The sequence below is a fragment of the Nonomuraea ceibae genome, from assembly GCF_019396325.1.
Lineage (GTDB): Bacteria > Actinomycetota > Actinomycetes > Streptosporangiales > Streptosporangiaceae > Nonomuraea > Nonomuraea ceibae.
In genome coordinates, this window is record NZ_JAHKRO010000062.1 from 1 (window position 1) to 20829 (window position 20829).

A 20829-nucleotide genomic window follows, 5' to 3' on the forward strand; every position below is an offset into this window, starting at 1 on the left:
CTACTTCACCGCCAACCAGATCCCCAACATCGTCTTCGAGGTGGTCGTCGGCGGCGCCCTGGCCGGGGCGGTCGTGCCGGTGCTCGCCGAACCCCCCGCCACGGGCGACCGCGAGCGGGCCGGGCGGGCCGGGCGGGCCGGGCGGGCCGGGCGATGGAGCGAGTCGAGCGGATCGGGTGGACCCGGGCGGACCGGGCGATGGGGCGAGTCGAGCGGATCGGGTGGACCCGGGTGGACCGGGCGATGGGGGAGAGTCGGGCGGATGGGGCGGTCAGGCGGGGATGGGCCAGCCGGTCGGGCAGTGGTAGTCGGTGGGGCCCGGGGGCGGTCTTGGGGCAGACGGGGCGATCGGGCATGGGGGAGGGCCGGGCTTCGGCAGCGTGGAGGTCGGGCACCGGGGCGGTTCGGGGCTTCGGCAGCGTGGGGGTCGGGGGTGGGACATCGGGGCGGGAGTTGGGGCGCGGTTAGAGTCTCACGGGATGTGGGTGGGCTAGGGGAATGAGGCATTGTGCTGATCGACGGCTATGACACCCTGCTGCTTGACCTTGACGGCGTTGTCTATCTGGGGCGGTACGCGGTGCCCGGGGCGCCGGAGGCGTTGGAGCGGGCTCGGCGGCGCGGGGCGCGGCTGGCGTACGTGACGAACAACGCCTCGCGGACGCCCGCCGCCATCGCGACGCATCTGCGGGAGCTGGGGGTGCCGGCCGAGGCGGTGGACGTCGTCACGTCGGCGCAGGCGGCGGCGCGGGTGGTGGCCGAGCGGGTGCCCGCCGGGTCGAACGTGCTCGTGGTGGGTGGGTCGGGGCTGCGGCTGGCCATACGGGATCGGGGGCTGAGGCCGGTGACCACGGCGGCGTCGGAGCCTGCGGCGGTGGTGCAGGGGATCGCGCCCGGGCTGTCGTACGAGCTGCTGTCGGAGGGGGCGCTGGCGGTGCGGCGGGGGGCGTTGTTCGTGGCGTCCAACGGGGACGCGACCATGCCGACCGGGCGGGGGGAGCAGCCGGGGAACGGGGCGATGGTACGGGTGATCGCGCATGCGACCGGGGTTGAGCCGGTCTATGCGGGTAAGCCTGATCCGCCGTTGCATCGGGAGTCGGTGATCCGTACGGGGGCGCGGCGGCCGCTGGTCGTGGGGGACCGGCTCGACACCGACATCGAGGGCGCGGTGAACGCGGGCGTGGATGGGCTGCTGGTGCTGACGGGGGTGGCAAGGCCGGTCGACCTGCTCACGGCAGCGCCGCGGCATCGGCCGACCTACGTGGGCGAGGACCTGGGGGCGTTGCTGGAGCCGTATCCGCCGGTGCGCGACGGGGAGTGCGGCGGGTGGCGGGCGCGATGGGCCGGAGGGGCGCTGCGGCTCGACGGTGGCGGGAGCCGGATCGACGGGCTGCGGGCGGCGTGCGACGCCGTGTGGGCGGCCGTCGGCGACGGCCGCGCCGAGGAGGATGCGGTCAAGGAGGCTCTCGACCGCATCGGCTGACGCAGGGGCACACCAACCGCGGGCCCGCCAGGGCGGGTCAACCAGCGTGGGCGCTCTGAGCCGGCTCACCAGAGGGTGCTCAGAGCGGCCCACCAGGGCGGGACTCAGAGCGGGCCTACCAGGGCGGGCCTACCAGGGCGGGTGGGTCTGAGCGCGCGCGTCGGCGCAGGACCGGGTCGGCGCAGGCCGGGCCAGGTCCTGCAGGACGGGTCCTGCGGGGCGGGGCGAGGGCCAGGTCCTGCGGGACCTGCGGGTCTGGGCCGACGGGTCAGGTCCTGCGGGACAGGACCTGCGGGTCGAGGTGCGGGGCAAGTGGGGGTGGCGGGGTCAGAGGAGGCGGCGGAGGCGCAGGAGGTCGCCGAAGCTGGCGTCGATCTTGACGCGGCCGCCCAGCAGCGCGCGGGCCAGGTCGAGCTCCCCGTCGACCAGCGCGATGAGGTCGTCGGACACGATCGTCAGCTTGACCTCGGCCGGTTTGCCGTTCGCGGGCGGCTCCTCGGTGAACGGGTCGAGGCCGCCGTGGTGGAGCCGGCCGTGGAAGGTGACGTCGAGGTCGGACACCCGGCAGCTGACCGTGCGCTCGACCACGTGCTTGGCCCGGTCCTGCTCGTCGATCTCGTCGAACTGGGCGACGAGCTTGACCAGCGCCTCCCGGCACTCCTCGACGCTTGCCATGATCCGCCTTCCTTTCCTTGTCTTCAGGGTCCGTAGCGTTCCACATCGGAGCACCCCGTATGACCCTCCAACGTGTGACACGCCCGCCAAGGTGCCGGGCGCTCGCCCGAGGCGTTACCGTCGAGTCATGAGTGAGCTGCCAGAGGCAACCGGCGACGAGCGGGTCGACGCGGTCCTCGCGGATCTGGGCCGCCTGGCCGGGCTGCCGGTGGGCGAGCACGTGGCGGTGTTCGAGGAGGCGTTCTCCGGGCTGGAGGCCGCCCTCGGCGCCGTGGAGGCGCGGTGAGCCGCAGGGTCCGGCTCGACACCGAGCTGGTGCGGCGCGGGCTGGCGCGTTCGCGGGAGCAGGCGGCCCAGCTGATCGAGGCGGGCCGTGTCGCCGTCGGAGGCCAGCGGGCCGGCAAGCCCGCCACCCAGGTCGACACCGCCTCGGCCATCGTCGTCGCCGAGTCGCCCGGCGGGCCTGATTACGTCTCGCGCGGCGCGCACAAGCTGCTCGGGGCGCTGGAGGCGTTCTCCGAGCTGGACGTGACGGGGCGGCGCTGCCTGGACGCGGGCGCGTCCACGGGCGGGTTCACCGACGTGCTGCTGCGCCGCGGCGCCGCGCACGTGGTCGCCGTCGACGTCGGCTACGGGCAGCTCGCCTGGTCGCTGCGCAGCGACGAGCGGGTCACGGTGATGGAGCGGCTCAACGTGCGCGACCTCACCCCGGGCATGGTCGGCGAGGCGCCCACGCTGGTCGTCGGCGACCTGTCGTTCATCTCGCTGCGGCTCGTGCTGCCCGCGCTGGCCGAGGTCGCCGCGCCGCGCGCCGACTTCGTCATGCTGGTCAAGCCGCAGTTCGAGGTGGGCAAGGAGCTCGTGGGGGCCGGTGGCGTGGTGCGTGACCCGGAGCTGCGGGCGGGAGCGGTGCGGCAGGCCGCCGCGAAGGCCGGTGAGCTGGGGCTGGCGGTGCGCGGCGTGACCGCGAGCCCGCTGCCGGGTCCGTCGGGCAACGTCGAATACCTGCTGTGGCTGGGCAAGGGCGAAGGGGCGCCGCCGGTCGCCGACCTGGAGTCCGAGATCCGGCGTGCCGTGGCGGAGGGGCCCCAATGAGCCGGGCAGCGAGCCGGACCGTCCTGGTCACCGCGCACACCGGGCGGGAGGCCGCCGTGGAGAGCGCCAGGCTGGTCATCGGGCGGCTGGTGGCGGCCGGGCTGAGCGTCCGCGTGCTCGACGGCGAGGCCGCCGACATCGGCTGCGGCGGCGTCGACGTCGTGCCCGCCGAGCCGGGCGCGGCCAAGGACGCCGAGGTGATGATCGTGCTCGGCGGCGACGGGTCGCTGCTGCGCTCGGCCGAGCTGGCCAGGCCCGCCGGCACCCCGCTGCTCGGCGTCAACCTGGGCCACGTCGGCTTCCTGGCGGAGGCCGAGGTCGCCGACCTGGCCGCCGCCGTCGACAGCGTGGTCGCGGGCCGCTACGACGTCGAGGAGCGCATGACGATCGACGTGCTGGCCCGGCAGAACGGTCGCGTCATCGCCGACACGTGGGCGCTCAACGAGGTCACCGTCGAGAAGCGGGAGCGGATGCTGGAGGTGGTCGCCGAGATCGACGGGCGGCCGCTGTCGCGCTGGGGCTGCGACGGCGTGATCTGCGCCACGCCGACCGGCTCCACCGCCTACGCCTTCTCCGCCGGCGGCCCGGTGGTGTGGCCGGAGGTGGAGGCGCTGCTCATGGTGCCGATCAGCGCGCACGCCCTGTTCGCGCGCCCGCTGGTGGTCTCGCCGCGCTCGACGCTCGCCGTCGAGATCCTGCCCGACACACCCGTCGGGGTCCTGTGGTGCGACGGGCGCCGCCATTTCGACCTTCCCGCCGGCACCCGCGTGGAGGTGCGGCGCGGCAGCGAGCCGGTACGGCTGGCCCGGCTGCACGGTGTGGAGAGCACCGGGGCGCCGTTCACCGACAGGCTGGTCGCCAAGTTCGAACTACCCGTCCAGGGGTGGCGCGGAAGGGTGCGACCCTGAGTGAATGGGGACGCGAACGCGTAGGATCGCATCCGCACGAGTGTTCGGAAAGCACGTAAGTGACGGGAGTGGGCAGTGCGACCAAGGGTCGAGGAGGTCCGCATCCAGGGGCTCGGCGTCATCGACGAGGCCGTGCTGGAGCTTTCGCCGGGCTTCAACGTGGTCACCGGCGAGACCGGCGCGGGCAAGACGATGGTCGTCACGGGTCTCGGGCTGCTGTTCGGCGGCCGGGCCGACCCCTCCCGGATCCGCCCCGGCGCCGACAAGGCCAGCGTCGAGGGCACGCTCGTCATCGACCCGGGCGGCCGGGTCGCCCAGCAGGTCGAGGACATCGGCGGCCAGGTCGACGACGGCGAGCTGATCATCTCCCGCACCGTCTCGGCCGAGGGCAGGTCGCGCGCCTGGCTCGGCGGCCGCACGGTGCCCGTCGGCACCCTGACCTACCTGGCCGACGACCTGGTGGCGGTGCACGGTCAGATGGACCAGCAGCGGCTGCTGCAGCCCGCCAGGCAGCGCGCCGCGCTCGACCGCTATGCCGGCAACGACCTGGTCAAGCCGCTGCGCGCGTACGCGCAGGCGTACAAGAGGCACAAGCAGGTGGCGGCGCTGCTGGAGGAGCTGACCACGCGCGCCCGGGAGCGGGCGCAGGAGGCCGACCTGCTCCGGTTCGGGCTGGAGGAGATCGAGAAGGTCGACCCGAAGGCCGGCGAGGACGCCGACCTGCGCGGCGAGGAGGAGCGGCTGTCGCACGCCGACGCGCTGCGCGGCGCGGCGACCACCGCGCACTCGGCGCTGCTCGGCGACCCGATGGAGGCCGCGGGCGGCGCGCGTGACGTGATCTCGCTGCTGGGCGAGGCGCGGGCGGCCGTCGACGCGGTGCGCGACTTCGACAGCCAGCTCGCCGGGATGGCCGACCGGCTGGCCGAGGCGGGCTACCTGATCTCCGACGTGGCCACCGACCTGGCCGCCTACGCCGAGTCGATCGAGGCCGACCCGGCCCGGCTGGCGGCCGTCCAGGAGCGGCGCTCCGCGCTGACCGGGCTGATCCGCAAGTACGGCGAGGACAGCGCCGGCGTGCTGGCCTGGGCGCAGCGCTCGGCCGCCCGGCTGGCCGAGCTGGAAGGCGACGACGAGCGCATCGGGGAGCTCACCCGCGAGCTGGAGGAGCTCACCGCGCGCCTCACCGACCTGGCCGCCGAGCTGACCAAGGTGCGCCAGGCCGCCGCCGAGCGGTTCGGCGCGGCCGTCACCGAGGAGCTGACCGCGCTGGCCATGCCGCACGCCCGGGTCGTCGTCCAGCTCTCCCGGGCCGCCGAGTTCGGCCCCGAGGGCGTCGACGAGGTCGAGCTGCGCATGGCCGCCCACCCGGCCGCGCCGCCGCTGCCGCTCAACAAGGGCGCCTCCGGCGGTGAGCTGAGCCGGGTCATGCTCGCCATCGAGGTGGTGTTCGCCGGCGCCGACCCGGTGCCGACGTTCGTCTTCGACGAGGTCGACGCGGGCGTGGGCGGCAAGGCCGCCGTCGAGATCGGCCGCCGCCTGGCCCGGCTGGCGCGCACCGCGCAGGTGATTGTGGTCACACATCTGCCCCAGGTCGCGGCCTTCGCCGACCAGCATCTGGTGGTCGAGAAGGCCAGCGACGGCAGTGTCGTGCGCAGCGGCGTGGTCACCCTCAACCACGAGGGCAGGGTGCGCGAGCTGTCGCGGATGCTCGCCGGACTGGAGGATTCCGAGCTGGGCAGGGCACACGCGGAGGAGCTGCTGGGACTGGCCGCCGCCGACAGGTGATCCTGGGTGACATAGCGGACACGCCCCGCAGTGCGTGACCTCCCACGTGTTTCCCTCTGGCAGGATGGTCACTGATGAAGGTTCCGGGGAACAAGATGCCGGGCCTCCGCGGAAGGAAGGTCAACGACCTTCCCGGTGTCACGGGTGTGGCGAGGATCGACCGGCGGACCAAGAGGCTCACCAAGCGCCTCAAGCCAGGCGAGATCGCCATCATCGACCATGTCGACGTGGACCGGGTCAGCGCGGAGGCACTGGTGGCGTGCGAAGCCGCGGCCGTGGTCAACGTGGCCGCGGGCATCAGCGGGCGCTACCCCAACCTCGGACCGAAGATCATCCTTGAGGCCGGCATCCCGTTCGTCGACAACGCCAGCCACGAGCTGTTCGAGCGCGTCAAGGACGGCGACGTCGTCCGGCTGCACGAGGGCGTCATCCACCTCGACGACGAGGTCGTCGGCAAGGGCGACGAGCAGCACATGGAGGCCGTCGAGGCGGCCATGGCCGAGGCCCGCGCCGGGCTGGCCGTGCAGATCGAGGCGTTCGCCGTCAACACGATGGAGTACGTGCGCGGCGAGGGCAAGCTGCTCATCGAGGGCGTCGGCGTGCCCGAGATCCGCACCCCCATCGAGGGCAGGCACGCCCTCATCGTGGTGCGCGGCTACCACTACAAGGAAGACATCGCCACCCTGCGCCCCTACCTGCGCGAATACCGCCCGGTGCTGATCGGCGTCGACGGCGGCGCCGACGCGCTGCTGGAGGCCGGCTACCTGCCCGACATCATCGTGGGCGACTTCGACTCCGTCTCGGCCAAGGCCCTCACCTGCGGCGCCGAGCTCGTCGTGCACGCCTACCGCGACGGCCGCGCGCCCGGCCTGGAACGGGTCCGCCAGCTCGGCCGCGACGCGGTGATCTTCCCGTCGACGGGCACCAGCGAGGACATCGCCATGCTCATGGCCGACGACAAGGGCGCCTCGCTCATCGTCGCTGTCGGAACCCACGGCACGCTGGAGGAGTTCCTCGACAAGGGGCGCTCCGGCATGGCCAGCACCTTCCTCACCCGGTTGCGCGTCGGCAGCAAGCTCGTCGACGCCAAGGGCGTCAGCCGCCTCTACCGCAGCCGCATCTCCACCCCGCAGCTGCTGCTGCTGGCGATCACCGCGCTGATCACGATGGGTGTCGCCCTGTCGTTCTCCCCGCTCGGCCAGACCTGGCTGAACGGGCTGCAAGACTTCTGGAACGCGTTCATCTTCTGGTTGGTCGGGCTCTTCTCGTGATCGATTTCCGTTATCACCTCGTCTCCATCGTCGCCATCTTCCTGGCGCTGGCCGTGGGCATCGTCATGGGCACCACGCTGCTCCAGGACCCCGCGATCAGATCGGCCGAGGAGCTCACCCGCCAGCTCACCGCCGACAAGCAGGAGCAGCGCGGCCAGATCGACGACCTGCGCAGCCGGGAGCAGGCGGGCGACGCGTTCGTTACCACGCTCACGCCCAAGCTCGTCGCCGGTGAGCTCACCGGCGAGGAGGTGCTGCTCGTGGAGGCGCCCGGAGCGGGCGCGGCGCAGCGCGAGGCCACCCAGGAGGTGCTGACCGACGCGGGCGCGACCATCACCGGCAGGCTCTCGCTGACGGAGAAGTTCTTCGACCCCAAGAGCGGCGGCGTCCTCGACGGCCTGGCCGGGCAGCTCAAGCCGGCCGAGATGACCTTCCCCACGCCCGCCACCGCCTACGACAAGGCCGCCACCCTGCTGGCCGCCACCGTGACCACCACCGACCCGGCCGTCGCGGGCACCCCCAACGCGGCCACCGCCTCGGTGCTCGGCGGGCTGGAGACCGGCGGGTTCGTCAACCTCGACGGCGACCCGGCCAAGCGGGCCACGCTCGTCGTCATGTTCGCCCCGGACGTCCCGTACGAGGGCGAGAACGCCGAGACGCAGGCCGCCGCGTTCGTGGCGCTGGCCTCCGGGCTCGACGCGGGCGGCCGCGGCCTGGTCGTGGCGGGCACCGTCCCCGCCACCGGGCCCGGCGGCGCGGTCACCGCCGTGCGCGACAGCACCGAGGTGGCCAAGCGCGTCTCCACCGTCGACAGCGCCGATATCCCGGCGGGCCGCGTCGTGATCGTCTACGCTCTGCGGGAGCAACTGGCCGGGGCCGCCGGGCAGTACGGCATCGGCACCGGGATCACCGCGTTCCAGCCGGTGGTGCCGAGCCCGGCGCCGACCACGCCCCAGCCGACCCCGTCGTCCTCCGACTCAGGGAGCTGACATGGCCCGCAGCCTGCTCTACGCCGTCGCCGGCGCCGCGATCGGCGCCGCCGCCGCCCGCGCCGCCTACACCGCGTTCACCCGGGCGCGCGGAGTCGACCCGGGCAGCCGCTGGACCCGTAAGAACCACCGGGGCGAGGCCGTCACGCTGCTCGAAGGGCCCGCGTTCGTGGCCGGGGCGGGAGCGGCCGCCGCGCTCGCGCCCGGCCTGCCGCCGCGGGTACGGGCGGCCGCGCTGCTCGCCGGGGCGGGCAGCGGCGCGCTCGGCGCCTACGACGACCTCTACGGCACCACCTCCTCCAAGGGCTTCAAGGGTCACCTGACCGCGCTGGCCCGCGGCGAGGTCACCAGCGGCGCCGTCAAGATCCTCGGCATCGGCGCGACCGGGCTCGGCGCCGCCGCGCTCGTCTCCCGCGGCCCGGCCGACACGCTCGTCAACGGCGCCGCCATCGCGGGCGCCGCCAACCTGGCCAACCTGTTCGACCTGCGGCCCGGCCGCGCCATCAAGGTCGGCCTGCTCACCGGCGGCCCTCTCCTGGTCAGCGCGGTCGCGGGCGGCTCACCGGCGACCGCCGCGCTGGCCGCCGTGCCGCTGGGCGCCGCCGCCGCGCTGCTGCCCGACGACCTCGGAGAGCGCGCCATGCTCGGCGACGCCGGGGCCAACGCGCTCGGCGCGCTGCTCGGCCTGGCCGCCGTCACCCGGCTCGGCCGCCCCGGCAGGCTCGCCCTGCTCGGCACCGTCGCCGCGCTCACCGCCGCCTCCGAGAAGATCAGCTTCACCAAGGTCATCGCGGGCAACCCGGTGCTCAACCGGCTCGACCTGCTCGGCCGCCGCCCCGCCGACGCCGTCTGAGAGACCGCGTGACGCGCCTGTCCGTACGGCCTGCCATGATGTCCGGAATGACCGGAGAGGCGGGCAGGGCGTGACCCCACGGCTGGCGCGCGGCGTGGCCGGAGGCGCGCTGCTCATCGCGGTGATCACCGTGCTGGCCCGCGTCGCGGGCTTCGCCAAGCAGTACGCCCTGGCCCAGACCGTCGGCACCAACTGCCTGACCAGCGCCTACTTCACCGCCAACCAGATCCCCAACATCGTCTTCGAGGTGGTCGTCGGCGGCGCCCTGGCCGGGGCGGTCGTGCCGGTGCTCGCCGAACCCGCCGCCACGGGCGACCGCGAGCGGGCCGGGCGGATCGGCTCGGCGCTGCTGACGTGGACCCTGGTCGTGCTCGTCCCCGTGGCGGTGCTGACCGCGCTGCTGGCGGGGCCGATCATGGGGCTGTTCGGCGGCGGCGACTGCGAGATGCACGCGGTCGCCACCCGGATGCTGGTCGTCTTCGCGCCGCAGATCCCGCTCTACGGCGTGGTCGTCGTGCTCTACGGCGTGCTGCAGGCGCACCACCGCTTCACCGGGCCCGCCGTGGCGCCGCTCGTGTCGAGCCTCGTGGTCATCGTGGCGTACCTGCTGTTCGTGCCGCTCAGCGACGGCCGGGCCGGAAGCGCCGAGGTGCCGCTCGCGGCGGAGCTCGCGCTGTCCGTCGGCACCAGCCTCGGTGTGCTGGCGCTCGTGCTCACCGTCGCCGGGCCGGTGGCGGGGCTCGGGCTGCGGTGGCGGCCCGCGTTCCGCTTCCCCGGCGGGGTGGCCGTGCGGGTGCGGCGGCTGGCGCTGGCGGGCATCGCGGCGCTGCTCGCCCAGCAGGCGGCCATGGCCGGGGTGCTGGCGCTGTCCAACAACGTGATCGGCGGCGGGGCGCTGGCCGTCTACAACTACGCGTGGGCGATCTACCTGGTGCCGTACGCGGTGCTCGCCGTGCCCATCGCCACCAGCGCCTTCCCCCGGCTGTCGGCCGTGGAGGGGGACCGGGCGGCGTTCGCGGAGCTCGCCGCCCGCACGACCCGGGCCGTCGTGCTCGTGTCCGGGGTGGCGGCCGGGGTGCTCGCGGCGGCGTCCGGGCCGGGGGCCGTGGTGTTCCTGGGGGACAAGTCGACCGTGTCGTCGCCGGTGGAGCTGGCGCGGGCCGTCGCGCTGTTCGCGCCGGGGCTGATCGGCTACGGGCTGATCGCGCACCTCAGCCGGGTGCTGTACGCCGCCGGGCGCGGGCGGGCGGTCGCGGCCGGGACGGTGGCCGGGTGGGGCGTGGTGATCGCGGCCCAGACCGTGTTCGCGCTGGCGTTCCCGCGCGAGTGGCAGGTGGCGGGGCTGGCGCTGGGGATGAGCGCGGGCATGACCGCCGGTGGGGTGCTGCTGCTGGCGTCCGTCGTACGGGCGCGGGGGGCCGCGGCGATCGCCGGGCTGGGCCGGGCCGGGGCGGCGGCGCTCGCCGGGGGCGGGGCCGGGTTCGTGGCGGGCGGCTGGCTCGCCGGGCTGTTCAGCGGGGCCGGGACGTGGGGGAGCTTGGCGGGCACGCTGCTGGCGGCCGTGGTGGCGCTGGCGGCGGGCGTGGGCGTCGTGGCGCTCGTGGACCGCGCCGACGCCGCCGCCGTGGCCGCGCTGCTGCGCCGCCGAGGCGGGCCGGCGGGTGGATGAGGTGGATGGTCCGGGTGGATGAGGTGGGCGGGCGAGTGAGCGGAGGAGCGGCTGTGCGGGTGGCGTTCGTGCTGGGGACCACGTCCGGCGGGACCGGGCGGCACGTGGCGATGCTGGCCCGGGGCCTGGTGCGGCGCGGGCACCGGGTGCTGGTGGTGGCGCCGCGCGAGGTCGGGGAGGGGTTCGCGTTCCGGGAGGCGGGGGCGCGGCTCGCGGAGGTGGAGGTCACCGACCGGCCCAGGCCGCTCGCCGACGCGCGGGCGGTGCTCGCCGCCGGGCGGCTCACCCGGGGCGCGGACGTCGTGCACGCCCACGGCCTGCGCGCCGGGGCCCTGGCCGGGCTCGGGCTCACCCTGGCCGGGCTCGGGCGCGTCCCGTCCCGGGGCCGGACGCGGCCACGGCTGGTGGTGACGCTGCACAACGCGCTCACCGCGGGCGGGACGGTCGGCCTGGTGTACGGGGTGCTGGAGCGGATCGTGGCGCGGCTGGCCGACCGCGTGCTGGTCGTCTCGCCCGACCTCGGGGAACGGATGTGGGCCCTGGGCGCGCGTGACGTGCGGGCCGCGGTGGTGCCCGCGCCGGTGCCACGCCCCGCCGGGCGGCCCGCCGCCGAGGTGCGCGCCGAGCTGGGGGCCGGGGAGCGGCCCGTCGTGCTCACCATCGCCAGGCTCGCCCAGCAGAAGGGGCTGGAGACCCTGCTCGACGCCGCCGCCGGGCCGTGGCCGGGGCCGGAGCCGCTGTTCGCGATCGCCGGGGAGGGCCCGCTGCGCGAGACGCTGCAGCGCCGGATCGACCGCGACGGGCTGCCCGTGGTGCTGCTGGGCAACCGGGACGACGTGCCCGACCTGCTGGCCGCCGCCGCCGTGGCCGTGTGGCCCAGCCGGTGGGAGGGGCAGCCGCTCAGCCTCAGCGAGACCCTCATGGCCGGCCGCCCGGTGGTCGCCACGGCCGTCGGCGGCATCCCCGAGCTCGTCGGCGACGCCGGTGCGCTCGTGCCCTACGGTGACGTGCCCGCCCTGCGCGCGGCCGTACAGGAAGTGATCGCCGATCCTGAGAAGGCGGCCGGACGGGCCGCGGCGGCGGCCCGGCGTGGCGCCGAGCTGCCGGACGAGGACGACGCCGTGCGGGCGGTGCTGGACGCCTACGGTTCGTCAACATCATCCGGATGATTAGGTGAGGCTTTCGCGTTCTCGTATACTGCGTGCGTTAAGGGAGGGGAGTATCCCTTCGCGGCAGCCTCGTCATCACGGTGCAGTCCCGCTCCATGGGGCCCCCGGGGCTGCCGGTCCGCCATGCCCAGCGGGCGGGAGAGACCTCCGGCGTTCTGACGTGTATGCCGGAGGTAATACAACGTGAGCGAACCATTGTGGGCCTGGATCGTCGTGATCGGCGGGCTCCTGCTCGTCCTGGCCGTCGACCTGTGGATCGTCGACCGCGGTGAAGCCCGCGAGTTCTCGATGCGCCAGGCGGGATTCTGGGTCACCTTCTACATCACGCTGGCCGTGATCTTCGGGGTGATCCTCTGGGTGACGACGGGGCCGGAGAAGGCGGGCGAGTTCTTCGCCGGCTACATCACCGAATACAGCCTCAGCGTCGACAACCTGTTCGTCTTCTTCATCATCATGAGCCGGTTCGCCGTGCCGAAGGCGTACCAGCACAAGGTGCTGCTCGTCGGCATCCTGCTCGCCCTGGTCATGCGGGGCATCTTCATCGCGCTCGGCGCCGCGGCGCTGGAGCGGTTCGGCTGGTTGTTCTACGTCTTCGGCGCGTTCCTCGTCTACACCGCGATCAACATCGTCCGCCAGCACGTCAAGGGCGAAGAGGAGCAGGTCCCCGAGAACGTCCTGCTCCGCTGGGTGCGGCGGGCCTTCCCCACCACGGACGGCTACGTCGGGTCCAAGGTCACCGTCAAGATCGACGGCAAGCGCATGGTCACGCCGATGCTGATCGTCATGATCGCCATCGGCAGCACCGACCTGCTGTTCGCTCTCGACTCGATTCCGGCGATCTTCGGGCTCACCACGGACCCGTTCATCGTCTTCACCGCCAACGCCTTTGCCCTGATGGGACTGCGTCAGCTCTACTTCCTGCTCGGTGGGCTGCTGCAGCGCCTGGTCTACCTCAGTTATGGTTTGGCGTTCATTCTGGGCTTCATCGGGGTTAAGCTGATTTTGGAGGCTCTGCACCACAGCGGGTTCTCCTGGGCCCCGGCGATCCCGATCTGGGTTTCGCTGTCGGTCATCGGCGCCACGATGGTCATCACCACCGTGGCGAGCCTGGTCAAGGCCCGCAGGGACACCCGCAAGAGCGAGGAAACCCACTCGGAGCAGGTCTAGAAAAACGGCTTTCGAGGCGCTTTGCTGGTGTAGTTGCGTCGTGTCATAGTTGTGCGTTCTGTAGCATCACGGCAAAGCGCTTCCGTTCCAGTCACCATCCAAAGGTTGTACGTGTCAGTCGATTCTGCCAAGCCGGGCCGTGTCAGGCTCGCACGCGGGGTCTCCCCGTGGCTCCTCCCGACGGCGGCCGCGGCGGCCGCCACCGCGTTCCTGACGCGACGGGACCGTCGCTGGGCGCTCGCGGCCGTGCCGCTGGGCGCCCTCACCGGTGGAATGCTCTGGTTCTTCCGCGACCCCGACCGCAGGCCGGGCGAGGGGCGGATCCTGTCACCGGCCGATGGGGTCGTCCAGAGCGTCGACCCGTGGCCGGACGGCCGCACCCGGGTCGCGATCTTCATGAGCCCGCTGAACGTCCACGTCAATCGGGCGCCACTTGCGGGAAATGTCACCTCCGTGCAGCATGTGCCAGGTGGGTTCCTGCCGGCTTTCAACAAGGACAGCGACCAGAACGAGCGCGTGGTGTGGCATTTCGAGACCACGCTCGGCGACATCGAGATGGTGCAGATCGCGGGCGCGGTCGCGCGCCGGATCGTGCCGTACCTGACCGCTGGGGCGAAGGTCGCGCAGGGCGAGCGGATCGGGCTCATCAGGCTCGGATCCAGGGTCGACATCTACCTTCCCGAAGGGATCTCACCCGCGGTGTCCGTGGGCGAGAAGACGGTTGCGGGGGTGACCAGAATTGACCACAGCTGACGCCGGCGGCTGGCCGGCCGAAGAGGAAGAACCTCGCGGCCCGGTCGGCAAGGCGTTCCGCCTGTCCGCCGCCGACTCCCTGTCCCTGGGCAACGCGCTGTGCGGCTTCCTGGCCGTGTGCGTGCTGGCCGCCTCGGCCATCGAGGCGCTGCGCACCGACGGGAGCTTCACCCCGGCGCCCAGCTACTTCGCCACGGCCGTGGTGCTGCTGCTCATCGGCGCCACCTGCGACCTGTTCGACGGGCTCGTCGCGCGGCGCTTCCGCGCCTCCGCGATGGGCGCCGAGCTCGACAACCTGGCCGACGTCATCAGCTTCGGGTTCGCGCCCGCGTTCATGGTCGTGATCTGGGGCGGGTTCACCCACCAGGTGCCCTTCTTCGCCGTGGTGGGCGCCGCCGCGGCCGTGCTCGTCGCCGGTGTCGTACGGCTGGCGCGGTTCGCCTGCGTCAAGACCAAGAGCGGCGACTTCATGGGACTGCCGATCCCCATGGGCGCGATGACCGTGATCTCGATCGTGCTGCTGTTCGAGCCGGGGATCTGGTCGCTGCTGGCCGTGCTGGGCGTGGCCTGGCTCATGGTCAGCCGGATCGAGTACCCCAAGCCCAAGGGGCAGCTCGCCGCCGTGGTCCTCGGATGGATCATGGTGAACGTCGCGTTCCTCACCTTCTGGGTCGCCTGGCCCGAGGGCGGTGACCTGCCGATCAAGATCGGCGCCACCATGCAGATCGCGCTCGTCGCGGCCATCCCGCTGCGGATGCTCTTCTACAAGCGCGAACTGCGCCGTGAGGCCTCCCGCATCGGGCAGTGACCATTCGAGCAAGCGGCGCCGGAAGAAGCGGGACTTCTCCGGCGCCTTCGGCTTTGATGGAGCCATGCCGGTCGAGCACACGCGCACGTACTTCCTCGGCAAGCTCGCCGCCGAGCTGGAGCGGCGCGGGCTGACCGCCACGCTGAGAGCCGACCCGCCCGTGCTGCGGGTCAGCGATCCCGGCACCGCGCTGCTGGCCGAGACCGTCGACTGCGTGCCGCTCCAGGACGGATGGTTCTATCGCTGGTCGTGGGGCGAGCTGGTCGGGCAGGCCGACCAGCCGGGGCCGGCGGCCGAGCGCATCGTGCGCGTCCTGGCCCGCCGCTGACCCCCTTCCGCCGGCTACCAGCCCCGGGCCTTCCACTCGGGTAGGGACGGGCGCTCGGCGCCCAGGGTCGTGTCCTTGCCGTGGCCCGGGTAGACCCACGTGTCGTCGGGCAGCCGGTCGAAGACGCGCTCCACCACGTCGGTGTAGAGCTGCTCGAAGCGCTCGGGGTCCTTCCACGTGTTGCCCACGCCGCCGGGGAACAGCGAGTCGCCGGTGAACAGGTGCTTGTTGCCCTCGCCGCCGTCGTACAGCAGGGCGATCGAACCCGGGGTGTGGCCGCGCAGGTGGATCGCCTCCAGGGTGACGACGCCGACGGCGATGCGGTCGCCGTGCTCGACCAGGCGGTCGGCCGGGACCGGCAGGCCGGGCGCGTCCAGCGGATGGGCCAGCACCTTGGCGCCCGTCACCTTGCGCACCTGCTCCAGCGCCTGCCAGTGGTCGCCGTGCTGGTGGGTGGTGACGATCGCGCTGATCGGCTGGTCGGCGATCAGGGCCAGCAGCCGGTCCGGCTCGGCCGCCGCGTCGATGAGCAGGCCGTCGCCCGTCTCGGTGCAGCGCAGCAGGTAGGCGTTGTTCTCGTACGGGCCGACGGCGAGCTTGCAGATCGTCAGATCGGGCAGCTCCCGCACGTCGGCGGGGCCGCCTACCTGGACGTCGCCGGTGTAGGTCATGGGTAGTCCTTCGGGGGCGTCGCGGGCAGGTCAGCGGGCGCGGTCGTGGTCAGCCACGGCGGTGGCGGCGGGCACGGCCGTCCCTCGGGCACCACTTTAACTCCCTCACCTGCCGAGCGGCCGGTCAGCCAGGCCAGCACGTCGGCCGGCGCGCCCTCCACCACGGGCCCGTCGCCGAGCCCCTCCCACCCGGCGGCGACCGGGCCGTTCGCGGGGGTGACGAACCGCACCGCGCTCACCGTGCTGCGGTCGTGCGGCCAGGTGCGCAGGCAGTCGTGCAGCTCGCGGCGGACGAACGTCTCGGGCCAGTCGGCCGGGCCGTAGCCGGCGCCCAGGTCGGCATGGTGCAGCCCCACCTCGCGAAGGCGGCGTACCAGGACGTACCAGGCGGGGTGGTGCGGCGGGCGCAGGCCGCCGACCGGGGTGGCCCAGGCGGGCTCGGGGACGGCGTCGGCGGCGGCGTCCAGGCGGCCGGCGCTCTCGCGCAGGTCGGCGAGCTGCTCGGCGGCGGGCCGGTGGCAGCCGGCCTCGATGCCCGCCTCGCGCGCCCGCGCGTCCGGGTACTGCGGCGTCGAGACGCCGGTCCGCGCCCAGGTGAGGAGGTTGACGAGGCTGTCGGCGTTCCTGGCGAGGTGCGTGAGGACGTGGCCGCGCGACCAGCCGGGCAGCCGGGAGGCGGAGGCGACGTCGGCGTCGGACAGGGAGGCGGCCGTGGCGAGCAGCCCGGACGTCGCCTCGGTCAGCTCGGCACGCAAGCTCTGAAGGACGGTCATAAGGGGATATTTCATCATCTGGAGGCCGGGTGCCGGCGGCGGACGGGCATAAAGGCGCAGGTCGCGGCGTTGATATGGCGTTGACAGGGAAAGGCCTCCTGCCCGGGTGGGCGCAGGCCGTAACCTGGGAGGGACGGATTTTCGCCAGGGCGGTATGCGGCCCTGCCGAAATTGTCGGAGCCCCCGTCTACCATCCCCCGTGGACCTATCCGCCTTTTCGACATCGGGATCGCCGTGGCTGACCGCCTGATCGTGCGTGGCGCACGTGAACACAACCTCAAGGACGTCTCGCTCGACCTGCCGCGAGACGCGATGATCGTCTTCACCGGCCTGTCCGGCTCCGGAAAGTCGAGCCTGGCCTTCGACACGATCTTCGCCGAGGGGCAGCGGCGTTACGTCGAGTCCCTGTCGGCCTACGCCCGGCAGTTCCTCGGGCAGATGGACAAGCCCGACGTCGACTTCATCGAGGGCCTGTCGCCCGCGGTGTCGATCGACCAGAAGGCCACCAGCAAGAACCCGCGCTCCACGGTCGGCACGATCACCGAGGTCTACGACTACCTGCGGCTGCTGTGGGCGCGCATCGGCAAGCCGCACTGCCCGGTGTGCGAGCGCCCGATCGCCAGGCAGACGCCGGAGCAGATCGTCGACCGGGTGATGGACCTGGAGGAGGGCACCCGCTTCCAGGTGCTGGCCCCGGTCATCAGGGGCCGCAAGGGCGAATACGCCGAGCTGTTCCGCGAGCTGCAGACCAAGGGCTTCGCCCGTGCCCGGGTCGACGGCACCGTCGTGCGGCTGGAGGAGCCGCCGGTGCTGAAGAAGTACGAGAAGCACGACATCGAGGTCATCGTCGACCGGCTCTCGGTCAAGGAGTCGTCGCGGCGCAGGCTCAACGACTCGGTCGAGACGGCGCTGCAGCTGTCCGGCGGCACGATCACGCTGGAGTTCGTCGACCTGCCCGAGGACGACCCGGGCCGCGAGCGCTTCTACTCCGAGCACCTCTACTGCCCCTACGACGACCTGTCGTTCGAGGAGCTGGAGCCGCGCTCGTTCTCCTTCAACTCGCCCTTCGGCGCCTGTCCGGAGTGCACCGGTCTCGGCACCAAGATGGAGGTCGACCCCGACCTCGTCGTGCCCGACCCCGAGCGCACGCTGCGCGACGGCGCGCTGCACCCCTGGTCCGGCGGCCACACCAGCGAATACTTCGTCCGGCTCGTCGAGGCGCTCGGCCACACCATGGGCTTCACCCTCGACACGCCGTGGGACAAGCTCCCGAAGAAGGCGCAGAAGTCGCTGCTGTTCGGCCACGACGAGCAGGTCCACGTCCGCTACGCCAACCGCTACGGCCGCCAGCGCTCCTACTACACCACCTACGAGGGCGTCATCCCGTGGGTGCAGCGCCGTCACGCCGAGGCGGAGAGCGACTCGACGCGCGAGCGCTTCGAGGGCTACATGCGCGAGATCCCCTGCCCGGCGTGCAAGGGGGCCAGGCTCAAGCCGGTCACGCTGGCCGTCACGGTCGCGGGCAAGTCGATCGCCGAGGTCGCGTCCATGTCGATCGGCGAGTGCGCCAAGTTCCTGGCCGCGCTCAAGCTGTCCGACCGCGACATGCACATCGCCGAGCGGGTGGTCAAGGAGATCAACGCGCGGATGGGCTTCCTGCTCGACGTCGGCCTCGACTACCTGAGCATGGACCGCGCCGCCGCCACCCTGGCGGGCGGCGAGGCGCAGCGCATCCGGCTGGCCACGCAGATCGGCTCCGGCCTCGTCGGCGTCCTGTACGTGCTCGACGAGCCGTCCATCGGGCTGCACCAGCGCGACAACATGCGGCTGCTCGACACCCTGATCCGGCTGCGCGACATGGGCAACACGCTCATCGTGGTCGAGCACGACGAGGACACCATCGCCGCCGCCGACTGGGTGGTCGACATCGGCCCGGGCGCGGGCGAGCACGGCGGCCAGGTCGTCGTCTCCGGCACCGTCCAGGACCTGCTCAACAGCGAGGAGTCGCTGACCGGGCAGTATCTGTCGGGCCGCCGGAGCATCCACGTGCCCGCCAAGCGCCGCAAGCGCGACAAGAAGCGGCAGATCACCGTCAAGGGCGCCCGCGAGCACAACCTCAAGGGCGTCGACATCGACTTCCCGCTCGGGCTGTTCACCGCCGTGACCGGCGTGTCCGGGTCCGGCAAGTCGACGCTGGTCAACGACATCCTCTACAACGCGCTGGCCAAGGAGCTCAACGGCGCCCGCACGGTGCCGGGCCGCCACTCCCGAGTCAACGGCATGGACCAGGTCGACAAGGTCGTGCACGTCGACCAGTCGCCGATCGGGCGCACCCCGCGCTCCAACCCGGCCACCTACACCGGCGTGTTCGACCACGTGCGCAAGCTGTTCGCGGCCACGACCGAGGCCAAGGTGCGCGGCTACCAGCCGGGCCGCTTCAGCTTCAACGTCAAGGGCGGGCGCTGCGAGGCGTGCGCGGGCGACGGCACCATCAAGATCGAGATGAACTTCCTGCCCGACGTGTACGTCCCGTGCGAGGTCTGCCACGGCGCCCGCTACAACCGGGAGACGCTGGAGGTCCACTACAAGGGCAAGACGATCTCCGAGGTGCTCGACATGCCGATCGAGGAGGCGCTCGCCTTCTTCGACGCGATCCCGGCGATCAAGCGCCACCTGCAGACGCTCAACGACGTGGGCCTCGGCTACGTGCGGCTCGGCCAGCCGGCCACGACGCTGTCCGGCGGCGAGGCGCAGCGCGTCAAGCTGGCCTCCGAGCTGCAGCGCAGGCAGACGGGCCGGACGGTCTACGTCCTGGACGAGCCGACGACCGGGCTGCACTTCGAGGACATCCGGCGGCTGCTGGGCGTGCTGGGGAGGCTCGTCGACGGCGGCAACACGGTCATCGTCATCGAGCACAACCTCGACGTCATCAAGACCGCCGACTGGATCATCGACATGGGCCCGGAGGGCGGCTCCCGCGGCGGCACGCTGGTCGCGGCCGGCACGCCGGAGGAGGTGGCCCAGGTGGACGAGAGTCACACCGGCCGCTTCCTGCGCAAGCTCCTGGGGTCCTGACGACGCGGGAACGCGGATGCGATAGCGCCACGGTTGGGTGCCTTGTTTACCGACGGGGGATTTGACAGGGTCTGACCGTGGCGGATCATGCGCTCCGGGCGCTCACGCTGGGCGGGTGCCCGGTGCACGAGCTCCTGGAGCGTCAGGCGGTGCGGCTGGCCAGGGAGCTGGTCGCCGCGTTCGCCGAGGAGATCCCGCTCTACCGGCGGCTGCCCCGCGAGGAGCTCGACGGCGACATCACCGGCATCACCGTGCACAACCTGCGCATGATCTGCGGGATGTTCCGGGAGCGGCGCCCGCCGACCCGAGCCGAGCTGGCGCCGCTGCGGGCGTCGGCGGCGCGGCGGGCGCAGGAGGGGGTGCCGCTCGACGCGCTGCTGTCGGCCTACCACCTGGGGGTGACCCGGGTGTGGGAGCACCTGTTCGCGCTCGCCGGGCCCGGCGACCTGGACGACGTGCTGGCCGCCAACCGCCTCATCCTCTCCTACACGGGCACCGTCACGTCCGCCGTGTGCGGCGCGTACCTGGGGGAGCGGGAGGCGATGCTCAGCCAGGAGCAGCACGCCATGCACGCCACCGTCTCGGCGCTGCTGGCGGGCGACCGGGCGGCGCTGGCCGGGGTGCGGCTGGCGCCCGGCTACCTGGTGGTGGCCACGGCGCTGGGCGCGCACCCCGACGAGGCGGGCGACCGGGTGAGCCGCGCCATCGCCGGGCGGCGCAAGCTGCACCGGGTGCGCACGGCCGTCCAGCGGCACGCCGCCGAGCAGGTGCTGTCGGCGCTCGACGCCACCGGCGGGCTGGTGCTCGTGCCGCTCGCCGAGGAGCCGGCCTGGTGCGAGGTCGGCGAGATGGTCGCGGAGGCCGCGCGGGCCGCCGGGGCGCCGGTGTGGGCGGCGGCGGAGTGGGCGGAGCCGGCGGGCGTGCCCGAGGCGGCCAAGCTGGCCGAGGAGGTGCTGGAGGTCGCGCGCGGGGCCGGGCTGCCGCCGGGGGCGCACCGGCTGGCCGACGTGCTGCTGGAGTATCAGCTGACCCGGCCCAGCGCCGCCGTGGCCGGGCTAGCCGGGCTGCTCGACCCGCTGGGCGCCCATCCCGACCTGCTGCGGACGCTGACCGCGTACCTGGACACGGGGCTGGACCGGCGGCGGACCGCCGAGTTGCTGCACGTCCACCCGAACACCGTCGACTACCGGCTGCGCCGGGCGGTGAGCCTGACGGGGCTCGACCCGATGGACCCGGCCCAGCTCCAGCGGATCGGGGCCGCGCTGACGGCCCGGCGGCAGCTCGGCCGCCGGGCCTGAGGAGCGCGCCCGGTCTGGGAGGGTGCCGGTCCCGGGCGCGTGCCCGGCCTGAGAGCGGGGCG

19 protein-coding genes are annotated in these 20829 nt (G+C 73.1%); 16 read left to right on the plus strand and 3 right to left on the minus strand.

Features of this window, described 5'->3' with window-relative positions; genetic code table 11:
• Nucleotides 1–508: 508 nt before the first annotated feature.
• Entirely contained in the window at nt 509–1480 is a 972-nt protein-coding gene (locus tag KME80_RS30585; RefSeq protein WP_219509894.1) for an HAD-IIA family hydrolase, read from the plus strand.
• A 327-nt stretch (nt 1481–1807) separates the two neighbouring features.
• Here the strand turns inward: KME80_RS30585 and KME80_RS30590 are convergent, their stop codons facing one another.
• Nucleotides 1808–2155: an SCP2 sterol-binding domain-containing protein gene (locus tag KME80_RS30590; RefSeq protein ID WP_219509895.1), complete on the minus strand. Its 348-nt coding sequence runs from the start codon at nt 2153–2155 to the stop codon at nt 1808–1810.
• Nucleotides 2156–2282: 127 nt separating this feature from the next.
• Here KME80_RS30590 and KME80_RS30595 point away from each other — a divergent pair, with 127 nt between their 5' ends.
• The 13 genes from KME80_RS30595 (at nt 2283) to KME80_RS30655 (ending at nt 14950) form a co-directional block, all read left to right on the plus strand.
• A complete protein-coding gene (locus tag KME80_RS30595; RefSeq protein ID WP_219509896.1) occupies nt 2283–2441 on the plus strand; it encodes a hypothetical protein in 159 nt (52 codons plus the stop codon).
• The gene (locus tag KME80_RS30600; RefSeq protein ID WP_219509897.1) at nt 2438–3250 is read left to right on the plus strand and encodes a TlyA family RNA methyltransferase; all 813 of its coding nucleotides are present in this window, start codon (nt 2438–2440) and stop codon (nt 3248–3250) included. The genes KME80_RS30595 and KME80_RS30600 overlap by 4 nt, the downstream gene beginning before the upstream one ends.
• Nucleotides 3247–4158, plus strand: a complete 912-nt coding sequence (locus KME80_RS30605; protein WP_219509898.1) for an NAD kinase — start codon at nt 3247–3249, stop codon at nt 4156–4158. Before KME80_RS30600 ends, KME80_RS30605 begins: the two co-directional genes overlap by 4 nt.
• A gap of 75 nt (nt 4159–4233) precedes the next feature.
• The gene (gene recN, locus KME80_RS30610) at nt 4234–5943 is read left to right on the plus strand and encodes a DNA repair protein RecN (RefSeq protein WP_219509899.1); all 1710 of its coding nucleotides are present in this window, start codon (nt 4234–4236) and stop codon (nt 5941–5943) included.
• 74 nt (nt 5944–6017) lie between these two features.
• On the plus strand, nt 6018–7214 hold the full coding sequence (steA, locus tag KME80_RS30615) for a putative cytokinetic ring protein SteA (RefSeq protein WP_219509900.1): 1197 nt from the start codon (nt 6018–6020) through the stop codon (nt 7212–7214).
• Entirely contained in the window at nt 7211–8203 is a 993-nt protein-coding gene (locus tag KME80_RS30620; RefSeq protein ID WP_219509901.1) for a copper transporter, read from the plus strand. Before steA ends, KME80_RS30620 begins: the two co-directional genes overlap by 4 nt.
• A gap of 1 nt (nt 8204) precedes the next feature.
• Complete coding sequence (locus KME80_RS30625; protein ID WP_219509902.1) at nt 8205–9056, plus strand: hypothetical protein; 852 nt, start codon at nt 8205–8207, stop codon at nt 9054–9056.
• A gap of 70 nt (nt 9057–9126) precedes the next feature.
• On the plus strand, nt 9127–10725 hold the full coding sequence (gene murJ / locus KME80_RS30630) for a murein biosynthesis integral membrane protein MurJ (RefSeq protein WP_219509903.1): 1599 nt from the start codon (nt 9127–9129) through the stop codon (nt 10723–10725).
• A 53-nt stretch (nt 10726–10778) separates the two neighbouring features.
• Nucleotides 10779–11894 carry a glycosyltransferase family 4 protein gene (locus tag KME80_RS30635; protein WP_308125989.1) on the plus strand — a complete coding sequence of 372 codons (1116 nt, stop codon included), beginning with the start codon at nt 10779–10781 and terminating at the stop codon, nt 11892–11894.
• 183 nt (nt 11895–12077) lie between these two features.
• Nucleotides 12078–13061, plus strand: a complete 984-nt coding sequence (locus KME80_RS30640) for a TerC family protein (protein ID WP_219509906.1) — start codon at nt 12078–12080, stop codon at nt 13059–13061.
• A 111-nt stretch (nt 13062–13172) separates the two neighbouring features.
• Complete coding sequence (locus tag KME80_RS30645; protein WP_219509907.1) at nt 13173–13814, plus strand: phosphatidylserine decarboxylase; 642 nt, start codon at nt 13173–13175, stop codon at nt 13812–13814.
• Nucleotides 13801–14622 (plus strand): CDP-diacylglycerol--serine O-phosphatidyltransferase, encoded by an 822-nt coding sequence (pssA, locus tag KME80_RS30650; protein ID WP_219509908.1) that lies wholly within the window; start codon nt 13801–13803, stop codon nt 14620–14622. Before KME80_RS30645 ends, pssA begins: the two co-directional genes overlap by 14 nt.
• 64 nt (nt 14623–14686) lie before the next feature.
• Entirely contained in the window at nt 14687–14950 is a 264-nt protein-coding gene (locus KME80_RS30655; RefSeq protein ID WP_219509909.1) for a hypothetical protein, read from the plus strand.
• A gap of 14 nt (nt 14951–14964) precedes the next feature.
• Here KME80_RS30655 and KME80_RS30660 read toward each other — a convergent pair whose 3' ends face one another.
• Both KME80_RS30660 and KME80_RS30665 read right to left on the minus strand, forming a co-directional pair.
• Nucleotides 14965–15621 (minus strand): MBL fold metallo-hydrolase, encoded by a 657-nt coding sequence (locus KME80_RS30660; RefSeq protein WP_219509910.1) that lies wholly within the window; start codon nt 15619–15621, stop codon nt 14965–14967.
• On the minus strand, nt 15618–16394 hold the full coding sequence (locus KME80_RS30665) for a maleylpyruvate isomerase family mycothiol-dependent enzyme (RefSeq protein WP_219509911.1): 777 nt from the start codon (nt 16392–16394) through the stop codon (nt 15618–15620). Before KME80_RS30665 ends, KME80_RS30660 begins: the two co-directional genes overlap by 4 nt.
• A gap of 234 nt (nt 16395–16628) precedes the next feature.
• On the opposite strand from KME80_RS30665, the gene uvrA reads away from it, so the two are divergent.
• Together uvrA and KME80_RS52910 are read left to right on the plus strand one after the other, a co-directional pair.
• Nucleotides 16629–19469 carry an excinuclease ABC subunit UvrA gene (uvrA, locus tag KME80_RS30670; protein ID WP_219509912.1) on the plus strand — a complete coding sequence of 947 codons (2841 nt, stop codon included), beginning with the start codon at nt 16629–16631 and terminating at the stop codon, nt 19467–19469.
• 77 nt (nt 19470–19546) lie between these two features.
• On the plus strand, nt 19547–20767 hold the full coding sequence (locus KME80_RS52910) for a PucR family transcriptional regulator (RefSeq protein WP_219509914.1): 1221 nt from the start codon (nt 19547–19549) through the stop codon (nt 20765–20767).
• Nucleotides 20768–20829: the final 62 nt, after the last annotated feature.